Origin of the sequence: Halorubrum sp. ARQ200 (assembly GCF_005435115.1) — an archaeon.
Lineage (GTDB): Archaea > Halobacteriota > Halobacteria > Halobacteriales > Haloferacaceae > Halorubrum > Halorubrum tropicale.
The window spans coordinates 154492-172963 of the sequence record NZ_SGTZ01000002.1 but is presented as its reverse complement, the minus strand read 5'-3'; the positions used below and the strand labels follow the sequence as shown (position 1 = coordinate 172963).

Annotated in this window: 19 protein-coding genes and 1 tRNA gene; 14 read left to right on the top strand and 6 right to left on the bottom strand. The window is 71.5% G+C overall.

All coding sequences use genetic code 11. The features are described from left to right. Positions 1-27: 27 nt before the first annotated feature. The gene (tmk, locus tag EXE50_RS04115; RefSeq protein WP_137704427.1) at positions 28-621 is read right to left on the bottom strand and encodes a dTMP kinase; all 594 of its coding nucleotides are present in this window, start codon (positions 619-621) and stop codon (positions 28-30) included. A gap of 143 nt (positions 622-764) precedes the next feature. On the opposite strand from tmk, the gene EXE50_RS04110 reads away from it, so the two are divergent. The 6 genes from EXE50_RS04110 (at position 765) to EXE50_RS04085 (ending at position 6863) form a co-directional block, all read left to right on the top strand. Next, positions 765-1628, top strand: a complete 864-nt coding sequence (locus tag EXE50_RS04110; protein ID WP_137704426.1) for a universal stress protein — start codon at positions 765-767, stop codon at positions 1626-1628. Positions 1629-1745: 117 nt separating this feature from the next. Then, positions 1746-2642 (top strand): complex I NDUFA9 subunit family protein, encoded by an 897-nt coding sequence (locus EXE50_RS04105; protein ID WP_137704425.1) that lies wholly within the window; start codon positions 1746-1748, stop codon positions 2640-2642. 109 nt (positions 2643-2751) lie between these two features. Then, positions 2752-3930, top strand: coding sequence for a tubulin/FtsZ family protein (locus EXE50_RS04100; protein WP_173230323.1), 1179 nt, complete (start codon positions 2752-2754; stop codon positions 3928-3930). Positions 3931-3947: 17 nt separating this feature from the next. Continuing rightward, entirely contained in the window at positions 3948-4604 is a 657-nt protein-coding gene (gene cofC, locus EXE50_RS04095) for a 2-phospho-L-lactate guanylyltransferase (RefSeq protein ID WP_053772720.1), read from the top strand. Between the two features lie 143 nt (positions 4605-4747). Continuing rightward, complete coding sequence (gene cofG, locus EXE50_RS04090) at positions 4748-5911, top strand: 7,8-didemethyl-8-hydroxy-5-deazariboflavin synthase subunit CofG (protein ID WP_121599623.1); 1164 nt, start codon at positions 4748-4750, stop codon at positions 5909-5911. Positions 5912-6005: 94 nt separating this feature from the next. Next, positions 6006-6863 (top strand): mechanosensitive ion channel family protein, encoded by an 858-nt coding sequence (locus EXE50_RS04085; protein WP_137704424.1) that lies wholly within the window; start codon positions 6006-6008, stop codon positions 6861-6863. Positions 6864-6884: 21 nt separating this feature from the next. Here the strand turns inward: EXE50_RS04085 and EXE50_RS04080 are convergent, their stop codons facing one another. Further along, positions 6885-8336, bottom strand: coding sequence for an MATE family efflux transporter (locus tag EXE50_RS04080; protein ID WP_137704423.1), 1452 nt, complete (start codon positions 8334-8336; stop codon positions 6885-6887). Between the two features lie 115 nt (positions 8337-8451). On the opposite strand from EXE50_RS04080, the gene thiE reads away from it, so the two are divergent. Beyond that, positions 8452-9084: a thiamine phosphate synthase gene (gene thiE, locus EXE50_RS04075; protein WP_053772716.1), complete on the top strand. Its 633-nt coding sequence runs from the start codon at positions 8452-8454 to the stop codon at positions 9082-9084. 39 nt (positions 9085-9123) lie between these two features. Here thiE and EXE50_RS04070 read toward each other — a convergent pair whose 3' ends face one another. Both EXE50_RS04070 and EXE50_RS04065 read right to left on the bottom strand, forming a co-directional pair. After that, positions 9124-9975 (bottom strand): NAD(P)-dependent oxidoreductase, encoded by an 852-nt coding sequence (locus EXE50_RS04070; RefSeq protein ID WP_053772715.1) that lies wholly within the window; start codon positions 9973-9975, stop codon positions 9124-9126. A gap of 433 nt (positions 9976-10408) precedes the next feature. Next, positions 10409-11158, bottom strand: a complete 750-nt coding sequence (locus tag EXE50_RS04065; RefSeq protein ID WP_137704422.1) for an SDR family oxidoreductase — start codon at positions 11156-11158, stop codon at positions 10409-10411. Between the two features lie 135 nt (positions 11159-11293). On the opposite strand from EXE50_RS04065, the gene EXE50_RS04060 reads away from it, so the two are divergent. The 7 genes from EXE50_RS04060 to moaA all read left to right on the top strand — a co-directional run bounded on the left by EXE50_RS04060 (position 11294) and on the right by moaA (position 17800). Further along, a complete protein-coding gene (locus EXE50_RS04060) occupies positions 11294-12796 on the top strand; it encodes an NAD(P)/FAD-dependent oxidoreductase (RefSeq protein ID WP_053772713.1) in 1503 nt (500 codons plus the stop codon). Next, positions 12793-13734: a prenyltransferase gene (locus EXE50_RS04055; RefSeq protein WP_121599619.1), complete on the top strand. Its 942-nt coding sequence runs from the start codon at positions 12793-12795 to the stop codon at positions 13732-13734. Before EXE50_RS04060 ends, EXE50_RS04055 begins: the two co-directional genes overlap by 4 nt. Further along, on the top strand, positions 13731-14621 hold the full coding sequence (gene cruF / locus EXE50_RS04050; RefSeq protein ID WP_053772711.1) for a bisanhydrobacterioruberin hydratase: 891 nt from the start codon (positions 13731-13733) through the stop codon (positions 14619-14621). Before EXE50_RS04055 ends, cruF begins: the two co-directional genes overlap by 4 nt. Before the next feature lie 140 nt (positions 14622-14761). Continuing rightward, complete coding sequence (locus EXE50_RS04045) at positions 14762-15319, top strand: diadenylate cyclase (RefSeq protein ID WP_053772710.1); 558 nt, start codon at positions 14762-14764, stop codon at positions 15317-15319. Positions 15320-15405: 86 nt separating this feature from the next. Further along, positions 15406-15831 carry a universal stress protein gene (locus EXE50_RS04040; RefSeq protein WP_121563996.1) on the top strand — a complete coding sequence of 142 codons (426 nt, stop codon included), beginning with the start codon at positions 15406-15408 and terminating at the stop codon, positions 15829-15831. A gap of 81 nt (positions 15832-15912) precedes the next feature. Continuing rightward, the gene (locus EXE50_RS04035; protein WP_137704421.1) at positions 15913-16680 is read left to right on the top strand and encodes an MBL fold metallo-hydrolase; all 768 of its coding nucleotides are present in this window, start codon (positions 15913-15915) and stop codon (positions 16678-16680) included. Positions 16681-16795: 115 nt separating this feature from the next. Further along, positions 16796-17800 (top strand): GTP 3',8-cyclase MoaA, encoded by a 1005-nt coding sequence (moaA, locus tag EXE50_RS04030; protein ID WP_053772707.1) that lies wholly within the window; start codon positions 16796-16798, stop codon positions 17798-17800. Between the two features lie 45 nt (positions 17801-17845). On the opposite strand, the gene EXE50_RS04025 is transcribed toward moaA, so the two are convergent. Beyond that, entirely contained in the window at positions 17846-18238 is a 393-nt protein-coding gene (locus tag EXE50_RS04025) for a DUF1648 domain-containing protein (RefSeq protein ID WP_053772706.1), read from the bottom strand. Positions 18239-18336: 98 nt separating this feature from the next. Continuing rightward, a tRNA-Arg gene (locus EXE50_RS04020) sits at positions 18337-18411 on the bottom strand. Positions 18412-18472: the final 61 nt, after the last annotated feature.

Genomic DNA, 18472 nt, shown 5'->3' with positions numbered 1-18472 from the left:
CGCCGTCGCCCGCGGCTGCCCCGGCGGTCAGCGGTCGACCAAGCCGGCCACGATGTCCTCGACCCGAGCGACCACGTCCTCCGGCGCGCGCGTCGCGTCGACGCGATGGAACCGACCGGGGTCGGCGTCGATCAGCCGCTCGTAGTTGTCGCGCACGGCGGCGAGGTAGCCGTCGCGCTCGAACTTGTCGGTCCGGCCCGCCCGCTCGGCCGCGGTCTTCGGGTCCAAGTCGAGGTAGATCGTCGCGTCCGGCGGGCGCGAGAAGGCGGCGTGGATCCCGCGGACGTACTCAAGCGGTCGCTCGATCCCGGCGTCCGAGCGCGCGAGCGTCGCCCCCTGGTAGGCGAACCGCGAGTCGGAGTACCGGTCGGCGATCACGAGGCCGCCGTCCGCGAGCGCCGGACGCACCGTCTCCGAGAGGTGGTTCGCGTGGTCGGCGGTGTACAGAAACAGCTCCGCGAGCGGGTCGGCGTCCGGGTCGTCCATCGAGCGCCCGACCGCCTCGCCGTACCAGCTGTCGGTGGGCTCGCGGGTGAACGTCGCGTCGGGGTACACGTCATGTAGCGCCTCCCAGACCGTCGTCTTGCCGCTGCCGTCGAGCCCCTCCAGCGTGATCAGCATGGTCGCGTTCCGCCGCGGCGAGGAATAAACGGCCCGGGTCGGAACGGGGTCGCTCGGAGGCGTCGCGACGCGTTCGAGCGCGCTGGTCGACGGCGGCGAGAGCGACGCGAGCGTTTTTCACCCGCGGGCGTGACCGAGGGGATATGTTCGACCGGATCTGCGTCCCCACCGACGGCAGCGACGCGGCCGCGGCGGCGTTCGACCACGTCCTGGCGATCGCCGCCGACCACGGCGCGACCGTCCACGTCCTCCACGTCGCGGACACGACCCGCGACAGCGTAACGCGCATCGGCCGCGACGTGGTCGACGTGCTGGAGACGGAGGGCGAGTCGATCGTCGAGGCGGCGGCCGCGCGCGCCGCGGAGCGCGGCGTCGACGCGGAGACGGCCGTCGAGCAGGGGGGCGTCCCCGAGACGGTCGTCGACTACGCGGACCGGACCGACGCCGACCTCGTCGCGATGTCCACGCGCGGGCGGCAGGGCGTCGAACGCCTCGTCGGCAGCACCACGGAACGCGTCGTCCGGCGTTCACCGGTGCCGGTGCTGGCCCTCCGGCCGGGCGACGAGGCCGTCCCGTACCCGTACGAGGACGTGCTGGTGCCCACCGACGGGAGCCCGGCCGCGACCGCCGCGCTTGACCGCGCGCTCCCGGTCGCCGAACGGGCCGGGGCGACGGTCCACGTCCTCTCGGTCGTCGACACCGGCGGCATCGGCGTCGGGGACCACGTCGACGTCGACGTGCTCTCGGAGTACGCCGACGACGCGGTCGCGGCAGGCGTCGAACGCGTCGAGGCGGCCGGACTGGAGGCGGTCGGCGCCGTCGAGGTCGCCTCCTCGCCCGCCCGGGGGATCCTGTCGTACGTCGACGACCCCGGCGTCGATCTCGTGACGATGGGGACGCACGGGCGGACCGGCGTGGGCCGGTACCTGCTGGGCAGCGTCGCCGAGCGCACCCTCCGCAGCGCTCCCGTTCCGGTGCTGACGGTCCCGGTTCCGGACGAGGAGTGACCGCGACAAACGGGTCAACCGCCCTCGCCGCGGACCTCCCTGCCCCGGATCGCGCCGGCGTCCGCGAGCGTCTGACATCGCGGTAGGTTTACGGGCCTTCCACGCCTCGTGGCTCGCATGAAAGTGTTGGTAGCCGGGGGGACCGGATTCATCGGGTCGTACCTCTGTCGCTCGCTCGCCGACGACGGCCACGCCGTGACCGCGCTCTCCCGATCGCCCGAGGAGGCGCCGGAGGGCGTGACGGGCGTCAGCGGCGACGTGACCGACTACGACTCCATCGCCTCGGCCGTCGAGGGGCACGACGCGGTCGTGAACCTGGTCGCGCTCTCGCCGCTGTTCGAGCCCGACGGCGGCAACCGCATGCACGACCGGATCCACCGCGGCGGGACGGAGAACCTGGTCCGCGCGGCGGAGGACGGCGGCGTCGACGGGTTCGTCCAGCTCAGCGCGCTCGGCGCGGACCCGAACGGCGACACCGCCTACATCCGCGCGAAGGGCGAGGCGGAGGAAATCGTCCGGGACAGCGAGCTCGACTGGACGGTCTTCCGCCCCTCCGTCGTCTTCGGCGAGGGCGGCGAGTTCGTCTCCTTCACCAAGCGGTTGAAGGGGATGTTCGCGCCGGGGGTCCCGCTGTACCCGCTCCCCGGCGGCGGGAAGACGCGGTTCCAGCCGATCCACGTCGAGGATCTCGTCCCGATGATCGCCGCCGCGGTGACGGACGACGAGCACGCCGGCGAGACCTACGAGATCGGCGGCCCGGAGGTGCTCACGCTCCGGCAGGTGACGGACCTCGTCTACGAGGCGGAACGGAAGGGCGTCACCATCGTCCCGCTGCCGATGCCGCTCGCGAAGGTCGGCCTCTCGGTGCTCGGGGCGGTGCCCGGGTTCCCGATGGGGCCGGACCAGTACCGGTCGCTGAAGTTCGACAACACGACCGCCGACAGCGACGTCGGCGCCTTCGGCGTCGACCAGGCGGACCTGACGACGCTCGGCGAACACCTCGGGATCCGATGACCGGGGGACTGAACGTGTCAACTGTCCTAATCTCAACGCTGGTAACGGCAACCGAAGGCTTATATACGAGATCGCGTTCTGTTCAGTTCAAACGCGGAGGGAGCACACGATGAAACTCGCAATGATCGGATTCGGACAGGCGGGGGGTAAAGTCGTCGACAAGTTCTTGGAGTACGACAAGCGGACGGGCTCCGAGATCGTTCGAGCCGCGGCGGCCGTCAACACGGCGAAGGCGGACCTCATGGGGCTCGAACACATCGCCGAGGACCAGCGCGTCCTCATCGGCCAGTCGCGCGTGAAGGGCCACGGCGTCGGCGCGGACAACGAACTGGGCGCGGAGATCGCCGAGGAGGACATCGACGAGGTCCAGGGCGCCATCGACTCGATCCCGGTCCACGAGGTCGACGCCTTCCTCGTCGTCGCCGGCCTCGGCGGCGGGACGGGCTCCGGCGGCGCGCCGGTGCTCGCGAAGCACCTCAAGCGGATCTACACCGAGCCCGTCTACGGGCTCGGCATCCTGCCGGGCAGCGATGAAGGAGGTATCTACACCCTCAACGCGGCCCGCTCGTTCCAGACGTTCGTCCGCGAGGTGGACAACCTGATGGTGTTCGACAACGACGCCTGGCGGAAAACGGGCGAGTCCGTCCAAGGCGGCTACGAGGAGATCAACGAGGAGATCGTCCGGCGGTTCGGCATCCTCTTCGGCGCCGGCGAGATCCAGCAGGGTCAGGAGGTCGCCGAGAGCGTCGTCGACTCCTCGGAGATCATCAACACGCTCTCCGGCGGCGGCGTCTCCACGGTCGGCTACGCGGAGGAGGAGGTCGAGGAGCGCTCCTCGGGCGGCCTGCTCTCGCGGCTCCGCGACGACGGCAACGACGAGGAGCTCGACAGCGCCCACACCACCAACCGGATCACCAGCCTCGTCCGGAAGGCGGCGCTCGGCCGGCTCACGCTGCCCTGTGAGATCGAGGGCGCGGAGCGCGCGCTGCTCGTGCTCGCCGGGCCGCCGGAGTACCTCAACCGGAAGGGCATCGAGCGCGGCCGCAAGTGGCTCGAAGAGCAGACCGGCTCGATGGAGGTCCGGGGCGGGGACTACCCGTACCGCGGCGCCGGCTTCGTCGCGACCGTGATCCTGCTCGCGGGCGTCACGAACGTCCCGCGGATCAAGGAGCTCCAGCAGGTCGCCATCGAGGCGCAGGACAACCTCGACGAGATCCGCGAGGAGAGCGACGACAACCTCGACGAGCTCGTCAACGACGACAGCGACGAGCTGGAATCCCTGTTCTAAGACCTCCCACCGCCGCGATGGAGGTCATCGTTCCCTTCTCGACCGACCGTCCGAAGTCGCGACTCTCGGACGCCCTCTCCCCCGACGAGCGCTCGGCGTTCGCCCGCGCGATGCTCGACGACGTGCTGGACGCCGTCGCCGCCGCCGGCGGCGAGCCGCGCGTCCTCGCCACCGACGCGGTCGACGCGGACCGCCCGGTCACCGTCGACGACCGCCCGCTGACCGCGGCCGTGAACGCGGCGCTGGACGCGCGACTAGGGGCTGACGGCGACGAGAGCGACGCCGACGGCCCCCCCGAACCGGTCGCCGTCGTGATGGCGGACCTCGCGCTGGCGACCCCCGACGCGGTCGAGCGCCTGTTCGCGGCCGGGCGCGACGCGGAAGTTGCCATGGTGCCGGGCCGCGGCGGCGGCACGAACGCCTTCGTCGCCTCGCACCCCGAGTTCCGGGTGGACTACCACGGCGCCTCCTACCTCGACCACCGCGACATCGCGGCCGAGGTCGGCGCGTCGTTCGCCGCGGTCGACTCGCACCGCCTCGGGACCGACGTCGACGAGCCGGACGACCTCGCCGAGGTACTGATCCACGGCGAGGGCCGCGCGGCGGCGTGGCTCCGCGAGGCCGGCTTCGCGCTCGACGCGTCCGAGGGCCGCGTCGCTGTCGTTCGAGAGTGACCGAGACAGGGTCGCCGCGGTCGTTTTCTCCACCCATCGCCGCGGTCGTCTCCTCCGCCTGTCGCCGGGCGTAACCGGTTCCGGTGTCGTCGGGGGGATCCGCAACCGCGATTCTTTTTAAACGCCGACCGCGAGTGACGGCCGTGTTCGCCGGGGCCGACGAGTACGGGGTCGACGTGACTGTCGCCGACCGGGCGGTCGAGCGACTGCTCTCGGTCGGCCCGGACGACGTCGAGGCCGCCGACCGGCTGACCTTCGCGCGCAACGTCTTCATCCCGCTCACGACGGCGTGCCGGTACACCTGTACCTACTGTACCTATTACGACGTGCCCGGCGAGGCGTCGCTGCTGTCGCCCGCCGAGGTGCGCGAGCAGTGCCGCGTCGGCGCCGACGCTGGCTGTACGGAGGCGCTGTTCACGTTCGGCGACGATCCGGACGAGCGGTACACCGAGATCCACGAGACGCTCGCCGAGTGGGGGTTCGACTCGATCCACGAGTACCTCTACCGGGCCTGCGAGATCGCCCTGGAGGAGGGGCTGCTCCCCCACTCGAACCCGGGCGACCTGACCGAGGCGCAGTTCGCGGACCTCCGCGAGGTGAACGCGTCGATGGGCGTCATGCTGGAGACGACCGCGGACGTCGACGCGCACGCCGGGGGGCGCCGGAAGACGCCCGGCCAGCGGCTCAACACGATCCGCGCCGCCGGTCGACAGGGCGTTCCGTTCACGACCGGCGTCTTGGTCGGCATCGGCGAGGACTGGCGCGACCGCGCCGAGAGCCTGCTCGCGATCCGGGCCCTCCACGAGCGGTTCGGCCACGTCCAGGAGGTGATCGTCCAGAACGTCGTGCCCAACGAGCGCTCCGACTTCTCGAGGCCCGACCGCGACGTGATGCGCCGCGTCGTCGCGATGGCACGCGCGGCGCTGCCGCCCGAGGTCTCCGTTCAGGTCCCGCCGAACCTCTCGCCGGCGGCGGAGCTCGTCGACTGCGGGATCGACGACCTCGGGGGCGTCTCGCCGGTGACGGACGACTACATCAACCCGGCGTACGAGTGGCCCGACCTCCGCGGGCTCGAGGCCGTGGCGGACGCCGGCGGCGTGCCGCTCCGCGAGCGCCTCCCGACGTACGCCCGGTACCTCCCCGACGACATCCGGCCGCCGGGCGTCGACCGGGCCCCCGATCCTGACGGTCGCGAGGCGTGGATCCCTCCGGCGGTTCGCGAGCGGATGGCCGACGACGACGTCCACGGCCGTCGGCTGCGCGCGGTCGCTCGCGGCGACGGGCCGCTCGCGGTGCGGAGCGACTGACACGCCGCCGCGCCGGGCGAGCGCCTCCTCCGGCCGGGCGTAAACAAGCGCGCTGCCAGTAGCTTCTTTATATAGTCTCGCGAACGGGGTGACGATGCTCCCCTTACAGCTCGACGCGATCGCGAACGCGGTCGACGTGGCGGCGATCGCCGTGACGGTGGTCAGGTTCGTCGCCGGCTTCGTCGCCGTGTTGTTGCTCGGAAAGCTCGTCCTCATCCCGGGGCTGCGACGGGTCGTCAGGGCGCGCGGGTTCGACGAGGCGGTGTTGAGCCTCGGCACGAACGTTCTCAACGCCGTCGTCTGGGTGGCCGCGGTCGCGATCGGCTTCGCCGTCGCCGGCTACGGGAGCTTCCTCTCTGCGTTCGCCGTGTTCGGCGGCGCCATCGCGCTCGCGGTCGGCTTCGCCGCACAGGAGCTCCTCGGGAACTTCGTCGCCGGCGTGTTCATCCTCAAGGACAAGCCGTTCGAGGTCGGCGACTGGATCGAGTGGAACGGCAACTCGGGCCGCGTCGAGGAGATCGACCTCCGGGTCTCGCGGGTCCGGACGTTCGATAACGAACTGGTGACGGTGCCGAACGGCGACCTCGCGAACAGCGCGGTCACCAACCCCGTCGCCTACGACACGCTCAGACAGAAGTTCGTCTTCGGGATCGGCTACGACGACGACATCGACGAGGCGACCGACATCATCGTCAAGGAGGCCGAGGCCCACGAGGAGATCCTCGACGACCCCGGCGTCTCGGTCCGGCTCGTCGAGCTCGGCGACTCGGCCGTCGGGCTCCAGTCGCGGTGGTGGATCGCCGACCCCGACCGCGGCGACTTCGTCCGCGTGCGCTCCGAGTACGTCACCGCGGTGAAGGAGTCGTTCGACGACGCCGGCATCGACATGCCGTACGTCCACCGGCAGCTCACCGGCAGCGTCGAAGTGATCGAGGAGGTCGCCGCCGAGTAGGCCGCAGCCGCGTCCGCACCGCTATCCGACCTCTTCCTCCGCCTCGCCCGCGTCGGGCCGGTACTGCCGGCTGACCGCCTGCCACCGGTTCGAGCGGAACCGGTAGCCGTTCAACCCGGCCGGCACCAGCTTCTCAGCCACCAGCGCCGCGTAGAGCCCGCCGACGCCGAGCGGCGTGACGAGGCCGACCAGCGCGACCGGGAGCGCGAACGCGTACAGGCCGATCATCGACGCGAGGAAGGGCCAGCGCGTGTCGCCCGCGCCGCGAAGCGACCCCGTTATCGAGCCGTCCACGCCGAGCGGCAGCGCGCTCACCGCGGCGGCGACGACGAACGCCGCGGTGGCGCTCACCGCCGCCGGCTCGTCGACGAACACGCCCGCGATCGGCGTGGCGGCGGCGATCACCGCGGCCGACGCGAGGACGTAGATGACCGCCGACAGGGAGATCACGTCGCGGCCGTACGCCGTGGCGAGCGCCTCCTCGCCGGCGCCGAGCCGCTGGCCGACGAGCGTGCTCGCGGCGATGGAGAACCCCCAGCTGAAGCTGCCGAGCAGCGCCCTGACGCGGCGGCCGACCTCCAGGGCGGCGACGGTCGCCTGACCGAACGACGACGCGACCCACAGGAGCGGGAAGACGACGACGCCCTCGGCGACGCGGCGCGCGATCAGGGGCGACGAGACCCGGAGCAGCTGGCGCGTCAGCCCGGCGTCGAACCACGGGCCGGAGCGGCCGACCGGGACGGGGGAGGCGCCGCGGCCGAGGTACGACCGCCCGGTCATCCCCCACGCGAGGACGAGCCCGACGGCGGCGATGGAGACCGCGGTGCCGAGGCCGGCGCCGAACACGCCTAACCCCGCGCCGAGGACGAGCCAGACCGTGAGGACGACGTTCAGTATCGCACCGCCGGCGCGCGCGACCATCGGAGTGCGCGTGTCGCCGACGCCGGCGTACGTCCGGCTGGCGATCATGTTGAAGAACTCGAAGGCGAGCGCGGGCGCGGTGACGGCGAGGTAGGTGGTCCCGGCCGACAGCGCGGCGCCGTCGCCGCCCACGAGCGCGATCAGCCGCTCCGCGCCGAGGACGTACCCCGCGACGATGGGCGCGACCAGCAGCGCGGCCACGATCAGCGACTGCTTGACCACGAGGCCGGCGCGCCCGCGCTCCTCGCCGCCGTAGTTCTGCGAGACGAGCGAGACGGTGCCGCCCGCGAGCCCGATGGAGACGAACTTCGCCAGCTGCCAGTACGCGAACGCGAACCCCATGCCCGCGACCGCCGACACCCCGACCGCGTACCCGATCACCGCGAGGTCGACGGTGTTCTTCGACATGATCGCGAACCCCGTCACGATCCGGGGCCACGCCAGCCCCATCGTCTCGTCCAGCCGCGACCGGTCGATGACGCCGGCCCGGTCGAGCGCGCCCGCGACCGCCTCGGCGACGCGCGCGGCGCCGTTCCGGAGCCGGGATAGCATTGGACTCCCGTACGGGTCGCGCCGGCTTGTGTCTGTCCGTCACGGCCCGCGACCGGGCCGCGCGGCCGCGGTCGAAGCGCAACCGTTTTGACGCGACCATCGGATTGTACCATACGTGAATATCAGCGAGTGGCGGACGTACCTCGTCACGGCGGCGAGCCGCTCCGCGGGGCGCGCGACCCCCGAGGTGGTGGCGGCCGCGCTCGACGGGGGGCTCGACGTCGTCCAGCTCCGCGACAAGGCGGTGACCGACCGCGAGCGCTACGAGACGGGGCTCCGGATCCGCGAGCTGACCGCCGAGGCCGGGGTTCCCCTGCTCGTCAACGACCGGATCGACCTCGCCGCCGCCGTCGACGCCGACGGCGTCCACCTCGGGCAGACGGACCTCCCGGTCGCGGTCGCTCGCGAACGGCTGGGCGAGGACGCCGTCGTCGGCGTCTCGGCCTCGACGGTCGAGCAGGCCGAGGCGGCCGAGGCCGCGGGCGCGGACTACCTCGGCGTGGGGGCCGTCTACGGCACCGACTCGAAGGACGTCTCCGGCGACCGGGACGGGATCGGGGTTGAGCGGATCGCCGCGGTGGCCGACGCGGTCGACGTCCCCGTCTTCGGGATCGGCGGGATCGACGCGAGCAACGCCGCGCCCGTGGTCGAGGCGGGCGCGGCCGGCGTCGCGGCGCTGTCGGCCATCACCGCCGCCGAGGACCCGGCGGCGGCGACCGCGGCGCTGCGCGAGGCCGTGACGGAGTGATCCGGCCCCGCCGGTGTGGCGTCGACCGCACCGGCGCGGTCACCAGTCGCGCTCGAACTCCGGGTCGAACAGCCGCGCCGACATCGGCGCCGGGTCGCCCTCTGTGAGGTTGTACGCCGAGAAGTCGGTGACGCCCGCGTCGCGGAGCAGTCCCTCGTCGTAGAAGCTGTTTCCCGTACACTCGGCCGGGTCGCGGGCGAGGATCTCGAGGACCGCGTCGGAGACGACCTCGGGGGTGCGCCAGTCGTCCTCGGTCCCGAGCCCGAAGTAGCGCGTCGCGCGGGTGTCGATGGTCGTCACCGGCCAGAACGTGTTACAGCCCACGTCGTCGCTCCCGAGCTCCTCTGCGAGCGAGAGGGTGACGAACGACATCCCGAGCTTCGACCACGCGTACGGCGCCTTGCCCGGCGAGCGGTCGGTCGTGACCGGCGGCGCGTTCGTCAGGAGCCACGCCTCGTCGAGCCCCGCGAGGTGGTCGGCGAAGGCGTGCGCGACGACGTGAGTCCCGCGCACGTTCACGTCCGTCAGGAGGTCGAAGCGGTCGGCGGGCAGGTCGGCGACGTTCGCCAGCTGGATCGCGCTGGCGTTGTTGATCACGATGTCGACCTCGCCGAAGCGGTCGATCGCCTCCTCGACGACCGCCTCGACGCGGCCCTCGTCGCGGAGGTTCAGTTCGATCGGGAGCGCCTCCGGCCCGCGCTCCCGCACCTCGCGGGCCGTCTGCTCGATCGACCCCTCCAGCTCGGAGTCGTCGTCGTCGGTCGTCTTGCCCGTCGAGACGACGTTACAGCCGCGGTCGGCGAGCGCGAGCGCGATCTGCTTGCCGATGCCGCGAGTCGTTCCGGTGATGAACGCCGTCGAGCCCGAGAGGTCGGGGTCCGCGAGTGGCATACCGCCCGTTCGACCGGCCGGGGGATAATTCTCGGTGGTCGATTGGCGGAATCGACGCGCGGCGGCGACAATTGCTTATAAACGAACGATGCGGTGGCGCGTGCCTGCGAGCGGCCGACAGGCCGCGAAGCGGCACGCGCGAGGGAGTCAGGCGCGGCGAGGGCGACCGGAGGGAGCCCGTCAGACGCGTCTGACGAGGCTGGGGAGGCGTGAGGTGCGGTGCGGGGCGGGACTCAAAGGGGCAGTCCCGAGGGCGACGGCGCGTGACGTAAGCACCGCAACGAGGGAGCGAAGCGACTGAGTGAGGAGCGCAGCGAGCGCACCGAGCCCTCGCGGCTGGGGCTTTGGAGGTGGTTGTCACCGGGCCGTTATCGATTATTTACCAGCGAGCGGTTGGGGCCTTCGCGACCGCCAATCCGGACACAATCCACTCTTATCGCGTCGCGGACTTCCACTCCCGCAGCCCCAGCCGTCCGCCGTTCAGGTCCTCGGCGGGCGCTTCGGTGGCGGCCCAGACGAACAGCGGCGCGACGCTCTCCGGGTCGCGGGCGCGCTCCTTGCCCGTGAGGTCGGTGGCGACGAGGCCGGGGTCGACGACGCCGACGGTCGCGTCGAGGTCGGCGGCGAAGCCGCGCGCGACCGCCTCGGCGGCCGCCTTCGACACCGCGTACGCGCCCATCCCGGGCTTGGACTCGGCCGCGACCGCGCCCGACGGGACGACGACGCGCGCGCCGTCGGCCAGGTGGGGGACCGCCTCCGATATCGTCGCGAACACGCCGCGCGCGTTCGTCCGCATCGTGTCGTCGTAGTCGGCGTAGGTGACCTCCGTCGTCGGCCGCTCGCCCGGCGCGCCGTGGAACACGCCGGCGTTCGCGAACACCACGTCGATCGGGCCGGCCTCGCGGGCCGTCCGCTCGAAGAAGCGTTCGAGGTCGAACTCGTCGCGCACGTCGACGCGGTCGCCCCACGCGGCGCCGCGCTCGGCGGCGTCGTCGCTCCCGTCGTCGGCTTCGGTCCTCTCGTCCGCGTCGCCGCCCCCGCCGTTCAGCGCCCCGACGGTCCGATCGACGGCCTCGCCGTCGCGCCCGGAGACGGCGACGAACGCCCCTTCGTCGACGAACGCCTCGGCGACGGCTCGTCCGATCCCGCTCGTTGCTCCGGTGATCGCGACCGTCAGATCCATGTAAACACAGGTACGCGCGTCGGCGACTTAGTGGTATCCACTCGGGGCGAGACGACCGCCCCGTCTCGACGCGACGAGGTGCGATCCCCGACGCGTCTGGCCGGATTTATACCCCCGCCGCTCTTAGGATCGCGTATGGACGTGGTCCCGGACATCGACGGCGTGGCCGGCGAGTCCGTCGTCGTGATCGGCGGCGGATTCGGCGGCCTCTCGACGGCCTGTTACCTCGCGGACGCCGGCGCGGACGTCACGCTGCTGGAGAAGAACGAGCAGCTCGGCGGCCGGGCCAGCCGGCTCGAAGTCGACGGCTTCCGGTTCGACATGGGGCCGTCGTGGTACCTGATGCCGGACGTCTTCGAGCGGTTCTTCGGCCACTTCGGCCGGTCGCCCGACGAGTTCTACGAACTGGAGCGGCTCGACCCGCACTACCGCGTGTTCTGGAAGGACGGAGACAAGGTCGACGTGCTCCCGGACCGCGAGAAGAACAAGGAGATATTCGAGTCGTACGAGCCGGGCGCGGGCGAGGCGTTCGACGAGTACCTGGCCGAGTCCGAGCGGACCTACGAGATCGGGATGGAGCACTTCGTGTACGAGGACCGCCCGCGGCTGCGCGACTACGTGGACACGGACGTGATGCGCTACTCGTGGGGACTCTCGCTGCTGGGCAAGATGCAGGGCCACGTCGAGGACTACTTCGACCACCCGAAGCTCCAGCAGCTGATGCAGTACACGCTCGTGTTCCTCGGCGGCTCGCCGACGAACACGCCGGCGCTGTACAACCTGATGAGCCACGTCGACTACAACATGGGCGTCTATTACCCCGACGGCGGGATCGGCGCCGTCGTCGACGGCATCGTCGAGCTCGCCGACGACCTCGGCGTCGAGTTCGTCACCGACGCCGAGGTGACGGGGATCGAGGGGCGGTACGGCGCGTTCGCGGTCGACACCGAGGGCGGCGAGCGCTACCTCGCCGACCGCGTCGTCTCCGACGCCGACTACGCGCACACCGAGCAGGAGCTGCTCCCGGAGCACAAGCGGCAGTACACCGAGGAGTACTGGGAGTCGCGGACGTACGCCCCCTCCGCGTTCCTGCTGTACCTCGGCGTCGAGGGCGACGTGCCGGACCTCGAACACCACACGCTCGTCCTGCCGACCGACTGGGACGAGCACTTCGCGCAGATATTCGACGACCCCGAGTGGCCCGACGACCCCGCCTACTACCTCTGTGTCCCCTCCAAGACGGACGACACCGTCGCGCCCGAGGGGCACAGCAACCTCTTCGCGCTCGTGCCGATCGCGCCCGGGCTGGCCGACACCCCGGAGATCCGCAACCGCTACCGCGACCTCGTCATCGACGACATCGCGGAGAACACCGGCACGGACCTGCGCGGGCGCGTCGTCGTCGAGGAGACGTTCTCCGTCGACGACTTCGCGGACCGGTACAACAGCTACGCGGGCAGCGCGCTCGGCCTGGCGCACACCCTCACGCAGACCTCGCTGCTGCGCCCGTCGCACGTCTCGGACGCGGTCGACGGGCTCTACTTCACGGGGTCGACGACGACGCCCGGCATCGGCGTCCCGATGTGCCTCATCAGCGGGGGGCTGACCGCGGAAGCGATGGCCGACGACGACGTGTGATCCCCGCCGTGAGCGACCAGAACCGATCCGCCGGAGAGGGCCAGCCCCGGTCCGTCGAGGACGAGCAGTCCCGGGCCGCCGGGGGCGGCGGCGAGGGGCTCCGCTACCTGCTGGTGCTGTCCCGGCCGCGCTTCTGGCTGTACCTCGCCGGGCCGGTCGCGGTCGGCGTCACCTACGGCATCGACGCCGTGAGCGGGCTGTTCACACCCGTCACCGTCGCGCTCGCCCTCTACTTCCTCGTTCCCGCGAACGTGTTCCTCTACGGCGTCAACGACGTGTTCGATGCCGACATCGACGAGCTGAACCCCAAGAAGGAGGGCCGCGAGGCGCGCTGGCAGGGGAGTCGGCCCGTGGTCGCCGCGGTCGCCGCGTCCGGCGCGCTGGGGCTCGCGACGCTCGCGGTCACGCCGCGGGTCGCGTGGCCGTACCTGCTCGGCTTCCTCGTCTTGGCCGTCGGGTACAGCGCGCCGCCCGTCCGCTTCAAGACGACGCCGTTCCTCGACTCGCTGTCGAACGGCCTGTACGCGCTCCCGGGCGCGGCGGCGTACGCGACGGTCGCGGGGGCGCACCCGCCGCTCGCGGCGCTCGCCGGCGCGTGGCTCTGGACGATGGGGATGCACACGTTCTCCGCCATCCCCGACATCGAACCGGACCGCGCGGCGGGGATCGACACGACCGCGACGCTGCTCGGCGAGGGGCGCACGTACGCCTACTGCTTCGCGGCGTGGACCGCGGCGGCCGCCGGGTTCTGGGCCGTCGACGCCAGGCTCGGCGCCCTGCTCGGCGTGTACCCCGTCTTCGTCGCGTGGGTCGCGCGCTCGTCGGTCTCCGTCGACCGCGCCTACTGGTGGTTCCCGGCGCTGAACACCGTCGTCGGCACGCTGCTGTCGATGGGCGGCCTCTGGCGGGTGTACCCGCTCTGGGAGGCGCTGCCGTGACCGACGGCTCGCCCGGCGGGACCTCGACCGCCGCCGGACTCGACGCGCTCCGCGAGCGCGCGCCGGACACGCGCCGCGAGGCCGAGGCGCTGCTCGACCGTCTCGTCCGCGAGAACCGGTTCACCATCGCGGTCGTCTTCCCGCTCGTGGGGGCGGTAGCGCTCGTCGGCAGCGCCGAGGGCTGGGTGCCAGAGCCGTTCGCGTTCCACCCGTGGTTCGTGCTGTTCGGCGTGATCGTGATGCGCTCGCCGCTGGTCGTCGGCGTGCTGCCGACGGTCGACCGCCGCGCGCTCGGCTGGATCGGCGTCCTGACCGCGTACACGTACCTCATCGAGTCGGTCGGCGTCGCGACCGGGTGGCCGTACGGGGAGTTCGCGTACACGGTCGACCTCGGGCCGATGCTCGCCGGCGTCCCGGTCGCGCTCCCCGTCTTCTTCATCCCGCTCGTGATGAACGCCTACCTGCTCTGCCTGCTCCTGCTCGGCCCGCGCGCCGACAGCGTGTGGGTCCGGTTGGCGACCGTGATCCCCGTCGTCGTCGCGATGGACGTGGTCTTGGACCCCGGCGCGGTGTCGCTCGGCTTCTGGGACTTCGGCGGCGGCGCGTTCTACGGCGTCCCGCTCTCGAACTACGCCGGCTGGGTGCTGTCGGCGGTCGTCGCCGTCGTCACGCTCGACCGCGCCTTCGCGGCGGTCGGCGTCCGCGAGCGGCTCCGCGACTGCGAGTTCATGCTCGACGACATGGTGAGCTTCGTGATCCTCTGGGGCGGGATCAACCTCTGGTTCGGGAACCTCCTGCCGGCGGCGGTCGCGGCCGCATTCGGCGTCGGCCTCCTCCGCGCCGACCGGTTCGACACGCGGCTGTTCACCCAGTGGCGCGGGTCGTGAACGGCCGGCGTCGCCGCGGGTCAGGGTCGCGAGCCGCCCCGGGCCGACTCTGTTGCGCTTAAATACCGGTGTCCCATCTGGTCGAGCGTGATCGACGGCGGCAACAGCGGCGGACGACGGAACCGAGGGGCGCGAACGCGATGAACGACCTCGCCATCGACTACGGCGACCACGGGCGGGTGTGCGAGGTCGTCGACCGACTCACCTACTGCGCCGAGCACGTCGGCGTCGCCTTCGACGGGTGGGACGAACCCCACGTGAAGGGGCCGGGGCTCTACTTCGCCGTCATCGGCGACAGCGACTACGGGGCGTACGCGGACCCGATGGGCGACAACCGCTGGCCGCGGGACACCTGTCCGTCCGTCTTCGAGGAGGACGCACTCACGTCCGCGGCCGAGTCGGTGAGCGTCGCGCAGGACGGCGGCGTGGTGGTCGCGGTCGACGGCGGCATCGAGAGTCAGATGGTCCGGTTCCGCGACCTCGGCACCCGCGACGAGGAGGCCGACCTCGTCGACGACGTGAGCTACGAGCCGTGGATGGGGTCGCGCCACATGAGCGCCATCGAGACCTCCGTGCGCCCGGAGGTCGTCGCGACCGTGACGCTGAGCGAGGAGACCGGCCGCGTCAGCGTGTTCCGCGACGGCGAGGCGAACAGCATGCGGCGCGAGGAGATCGGCGGCCGCTGGCGCGGCGAGTAGCGCGACCCGGCCCCCGACCGCGGAGCGATCCCGGACGGCGACACCGAGGCCCCACCGTTAAGCCCCGGCCGGGCGAACGGCGACGCATGTACGACGACATTCTCGTGCCGACCGACGGGAGCGACGCCGTCGACCGCGCGCTCGACCACGCGATCCGACTCGCCACCGACCACGGCGCGACGCTCCACGCGCTGTACGTCGTCGACCAGCGGATCGCGGCCGCCAACTCCGGCGACCTCCACGACGACGTGGTCGAGGACCTCGAATCGCAGGGCGAGGCCGCGGTCGACGCGGTCGCCGAGGCGGCCGCGGAGGCCGGCCTCGACGCCGAGACCCACGTCGCGTACGGGACGCCGGACACGGAGATCGTCGACTACGCCGACGAGGCCGGGATCGACGTGATCGTGATGAGCCCGGAGGGGAAGTCCCCCCGCGAGCGGATCCAGTCCCTCGGCAGCGTCTCCGACCGCGTGGCCGACGACGCGTCGGTGCCGGTGTTCCTGATCAAGTGACCCCTCGACCGACCGCGACCGGCCGGGGCCGGTCGGCGCCCGTCCGAGCCAGTTAGGTGGGTGGCGCCGCGACCCGTCGGCATGGAACTCACCGTGCTCGGGTCCGGCAGCGCGATGCCGGTCCCCGACCGCGCGCAGGCCGGGTACCTCCTCGACGACGGCGACCGCTCGCTGCTCGTCGACTGCGGCAGCGGCGTCCTCGGGCGCCTCGCCGGCACCGACACCGGTTACGAGGGCGCCTCGACGGTCCTCCTCACGCACCACCACCTCGACCACGTCGCGGACCTCCTCCCGCTCGTGAAGGCGCGCTGGCTCGCCGGCGAGGAGCACCTCGAAGTCGTCGGCCCCGCGGGCACGAAGTCGCTCGTCGACGACCTGCTCGACGTCCACGACTACCTCGACGGGCGGATCGACCTCGCCGTCCGCGAGGTGTCCGCGGCGCGGTCGTTCACCGCCGGCGGGTTCGACGTGACCGCCCGCGAGACGCGCCACTCCATGGACGGGTTCGCCTACCGCATCTCGCCGCCGAGTTCGGACGCCGCGCCCGGCGACGGCCCCCTCGCGCTCTCCGGCGACACCGAGGCGTTCGCGGGGATGGCGCGGTTCGCGGACGGCGCCGACTGCCTCGTCCACGACTGCTCGTTCCCGGACGACGTGGACGTGTCGAACCACCCGACGCCGACGAGCCTCGGCGAGTCCCTCGCGGGCGCGACGGTCGGGACGCTCCTCCTCTCGCACCTCTACCCGCACGCCGGCGGCCGCGAGCGCGAGATGGCGGAGGGCGTCCGCGACGCGGGCTTCGACGGCGAGGTGCGGGTCGCGGCGGACGGCCTACGCGTGTCGCTTTGAGGCCGGAATCGTAACCGGCGATCGGCGGCGTCGCGGGCGCGACGTAACCGCGGAGTGTTACGCACCCGCACGTTCGACCCGGATATTTAAGCGCGCGTAGTGGCTCCCGTCCCTCATGGCCGGCCCACTCGCGGACGACTTCGGACGGGAGGTGACGGGGGTCCGTATCTCGCTCACCGACCGGTGTAACTTCGACTGCGTCTACTGTCACAACGAGGGGTTAGGCGACACGCGCGGGCCGATGGAGCCGAGCGAGTCGGAGATGAGCGCCGACGACGTGGTCCGCTTCCTGGAGGTCGTCGAGGGGTACGGCGTCGACGCCGTGAAGTTCACCGGCGGCGAGCCGATGCTCCGCCAAGACCTCGAAGAGATCATCGAGCGAACGCCCGACTCGATGGAGGTCTCGATGACGACGAACGGCACCTTCCTCCCCGGGCGCGCGGCGGACCTGAAGGCCGCCGGGCTCGACCGCGTCAACGTCTCGCAGGACGCGCTCGACCCCGACGACTTCGCGGAGGTGACGAAGTCGGGCGCCTACGAGAAAGTCTTGGAGGGCGTCAAGGCCGCCGTCGACGCCGGGCTCGACCCCGTGAAGCTCAACATGGTCGTGTTCACGCACACCGCGGGCTACGTCGAGGAGATGGTCGAGCACGTCGCCGACAACGAGGGGCTCCAGCTCCAGCTCATCCAGTACATGCCGGAACTGACCGGCAAGCCCGAGTGGAACGTCGACATCGGGCGCGTCCACGACTGGCTCGCCGGGAAGGCGGACCGCGTCGAGCACCGCGAGATGCACGACCGGAAGCGCTACTTCGTCGGCGAGGCGAGCGACGACGCGACGGGCGGGATGGTCGAGATCGTCGACCCCGTCGAGAACGAGGAGTTCTGCGCCAACTGCGGCCGCGTCCGCGTCACCCACGAGGGGTACCTGAAGGGGTGTCTCAACCGCAACGACGACCTCCGGTCGATGGGCGAGATGACCCGCGCGGAGATCGCCGAGACGTTCGAGGAGGTGGTGGCCAATCGGGTTCCGTACTACGGTGAGTACCTGATCGAGGGCGACGACGGCGAGTACGAGCTGAACGAGAAGTACCTCGGAACGCCGCCCGCGGCGGACTGAGACGAAAGCCCGCGCTCCGCCCGGTGGCCGGTCACGTCCTTCGGCCTATCGCATTTCAAACCAGACGGCCACCGCCACCATCCCGCCGGCGAGCGCGAGGGTGATCGGAACGATCGGGACGTTGTACCCCAGGTTCACGCCGAACGCCATCACCTGAACCGCGAGCAACAGCAGCATCGCCAGCGAGCCGACGATCCGCTCCCCGACGTCGGCGTCGGTGATCTCGAACAGCAGGCTCATGAACACGACGACCGCGGGCATCGTCAGGATCGCGATCGGCTTCCCGACGACGCTGTCAGCGTTGCCGGCCGCGTTCCAGTGGATCGCCATCTGGTCCGGGAGCGCGCCGTACAGCGCGATCCCGAGCGCCAACAGCGCGGCGACGACGAGGCCGGCGACAGTCTTCTGACGGGCGAGGAACCTGGCTGGAGGGTTCATGTGAACAGGTGACGACCGCACCGAATAAATACGTTATTCGCGCGAAACGAACGCCGCCTTCCGTCACTCGGCGCGCTTGATTCCGTTCAGCGATGTCACGAGCACGGTGGGATTCGAACCCACGACCATCGGATTAGAAGTCCGACGCTCTATCCTGGCTGAGCTACGTGCCCTCGTTTGTTGCTGATCCCCCGAGTCTAAAAAACGCCCGCGGTTCGCGTCGGGAACTGCCCC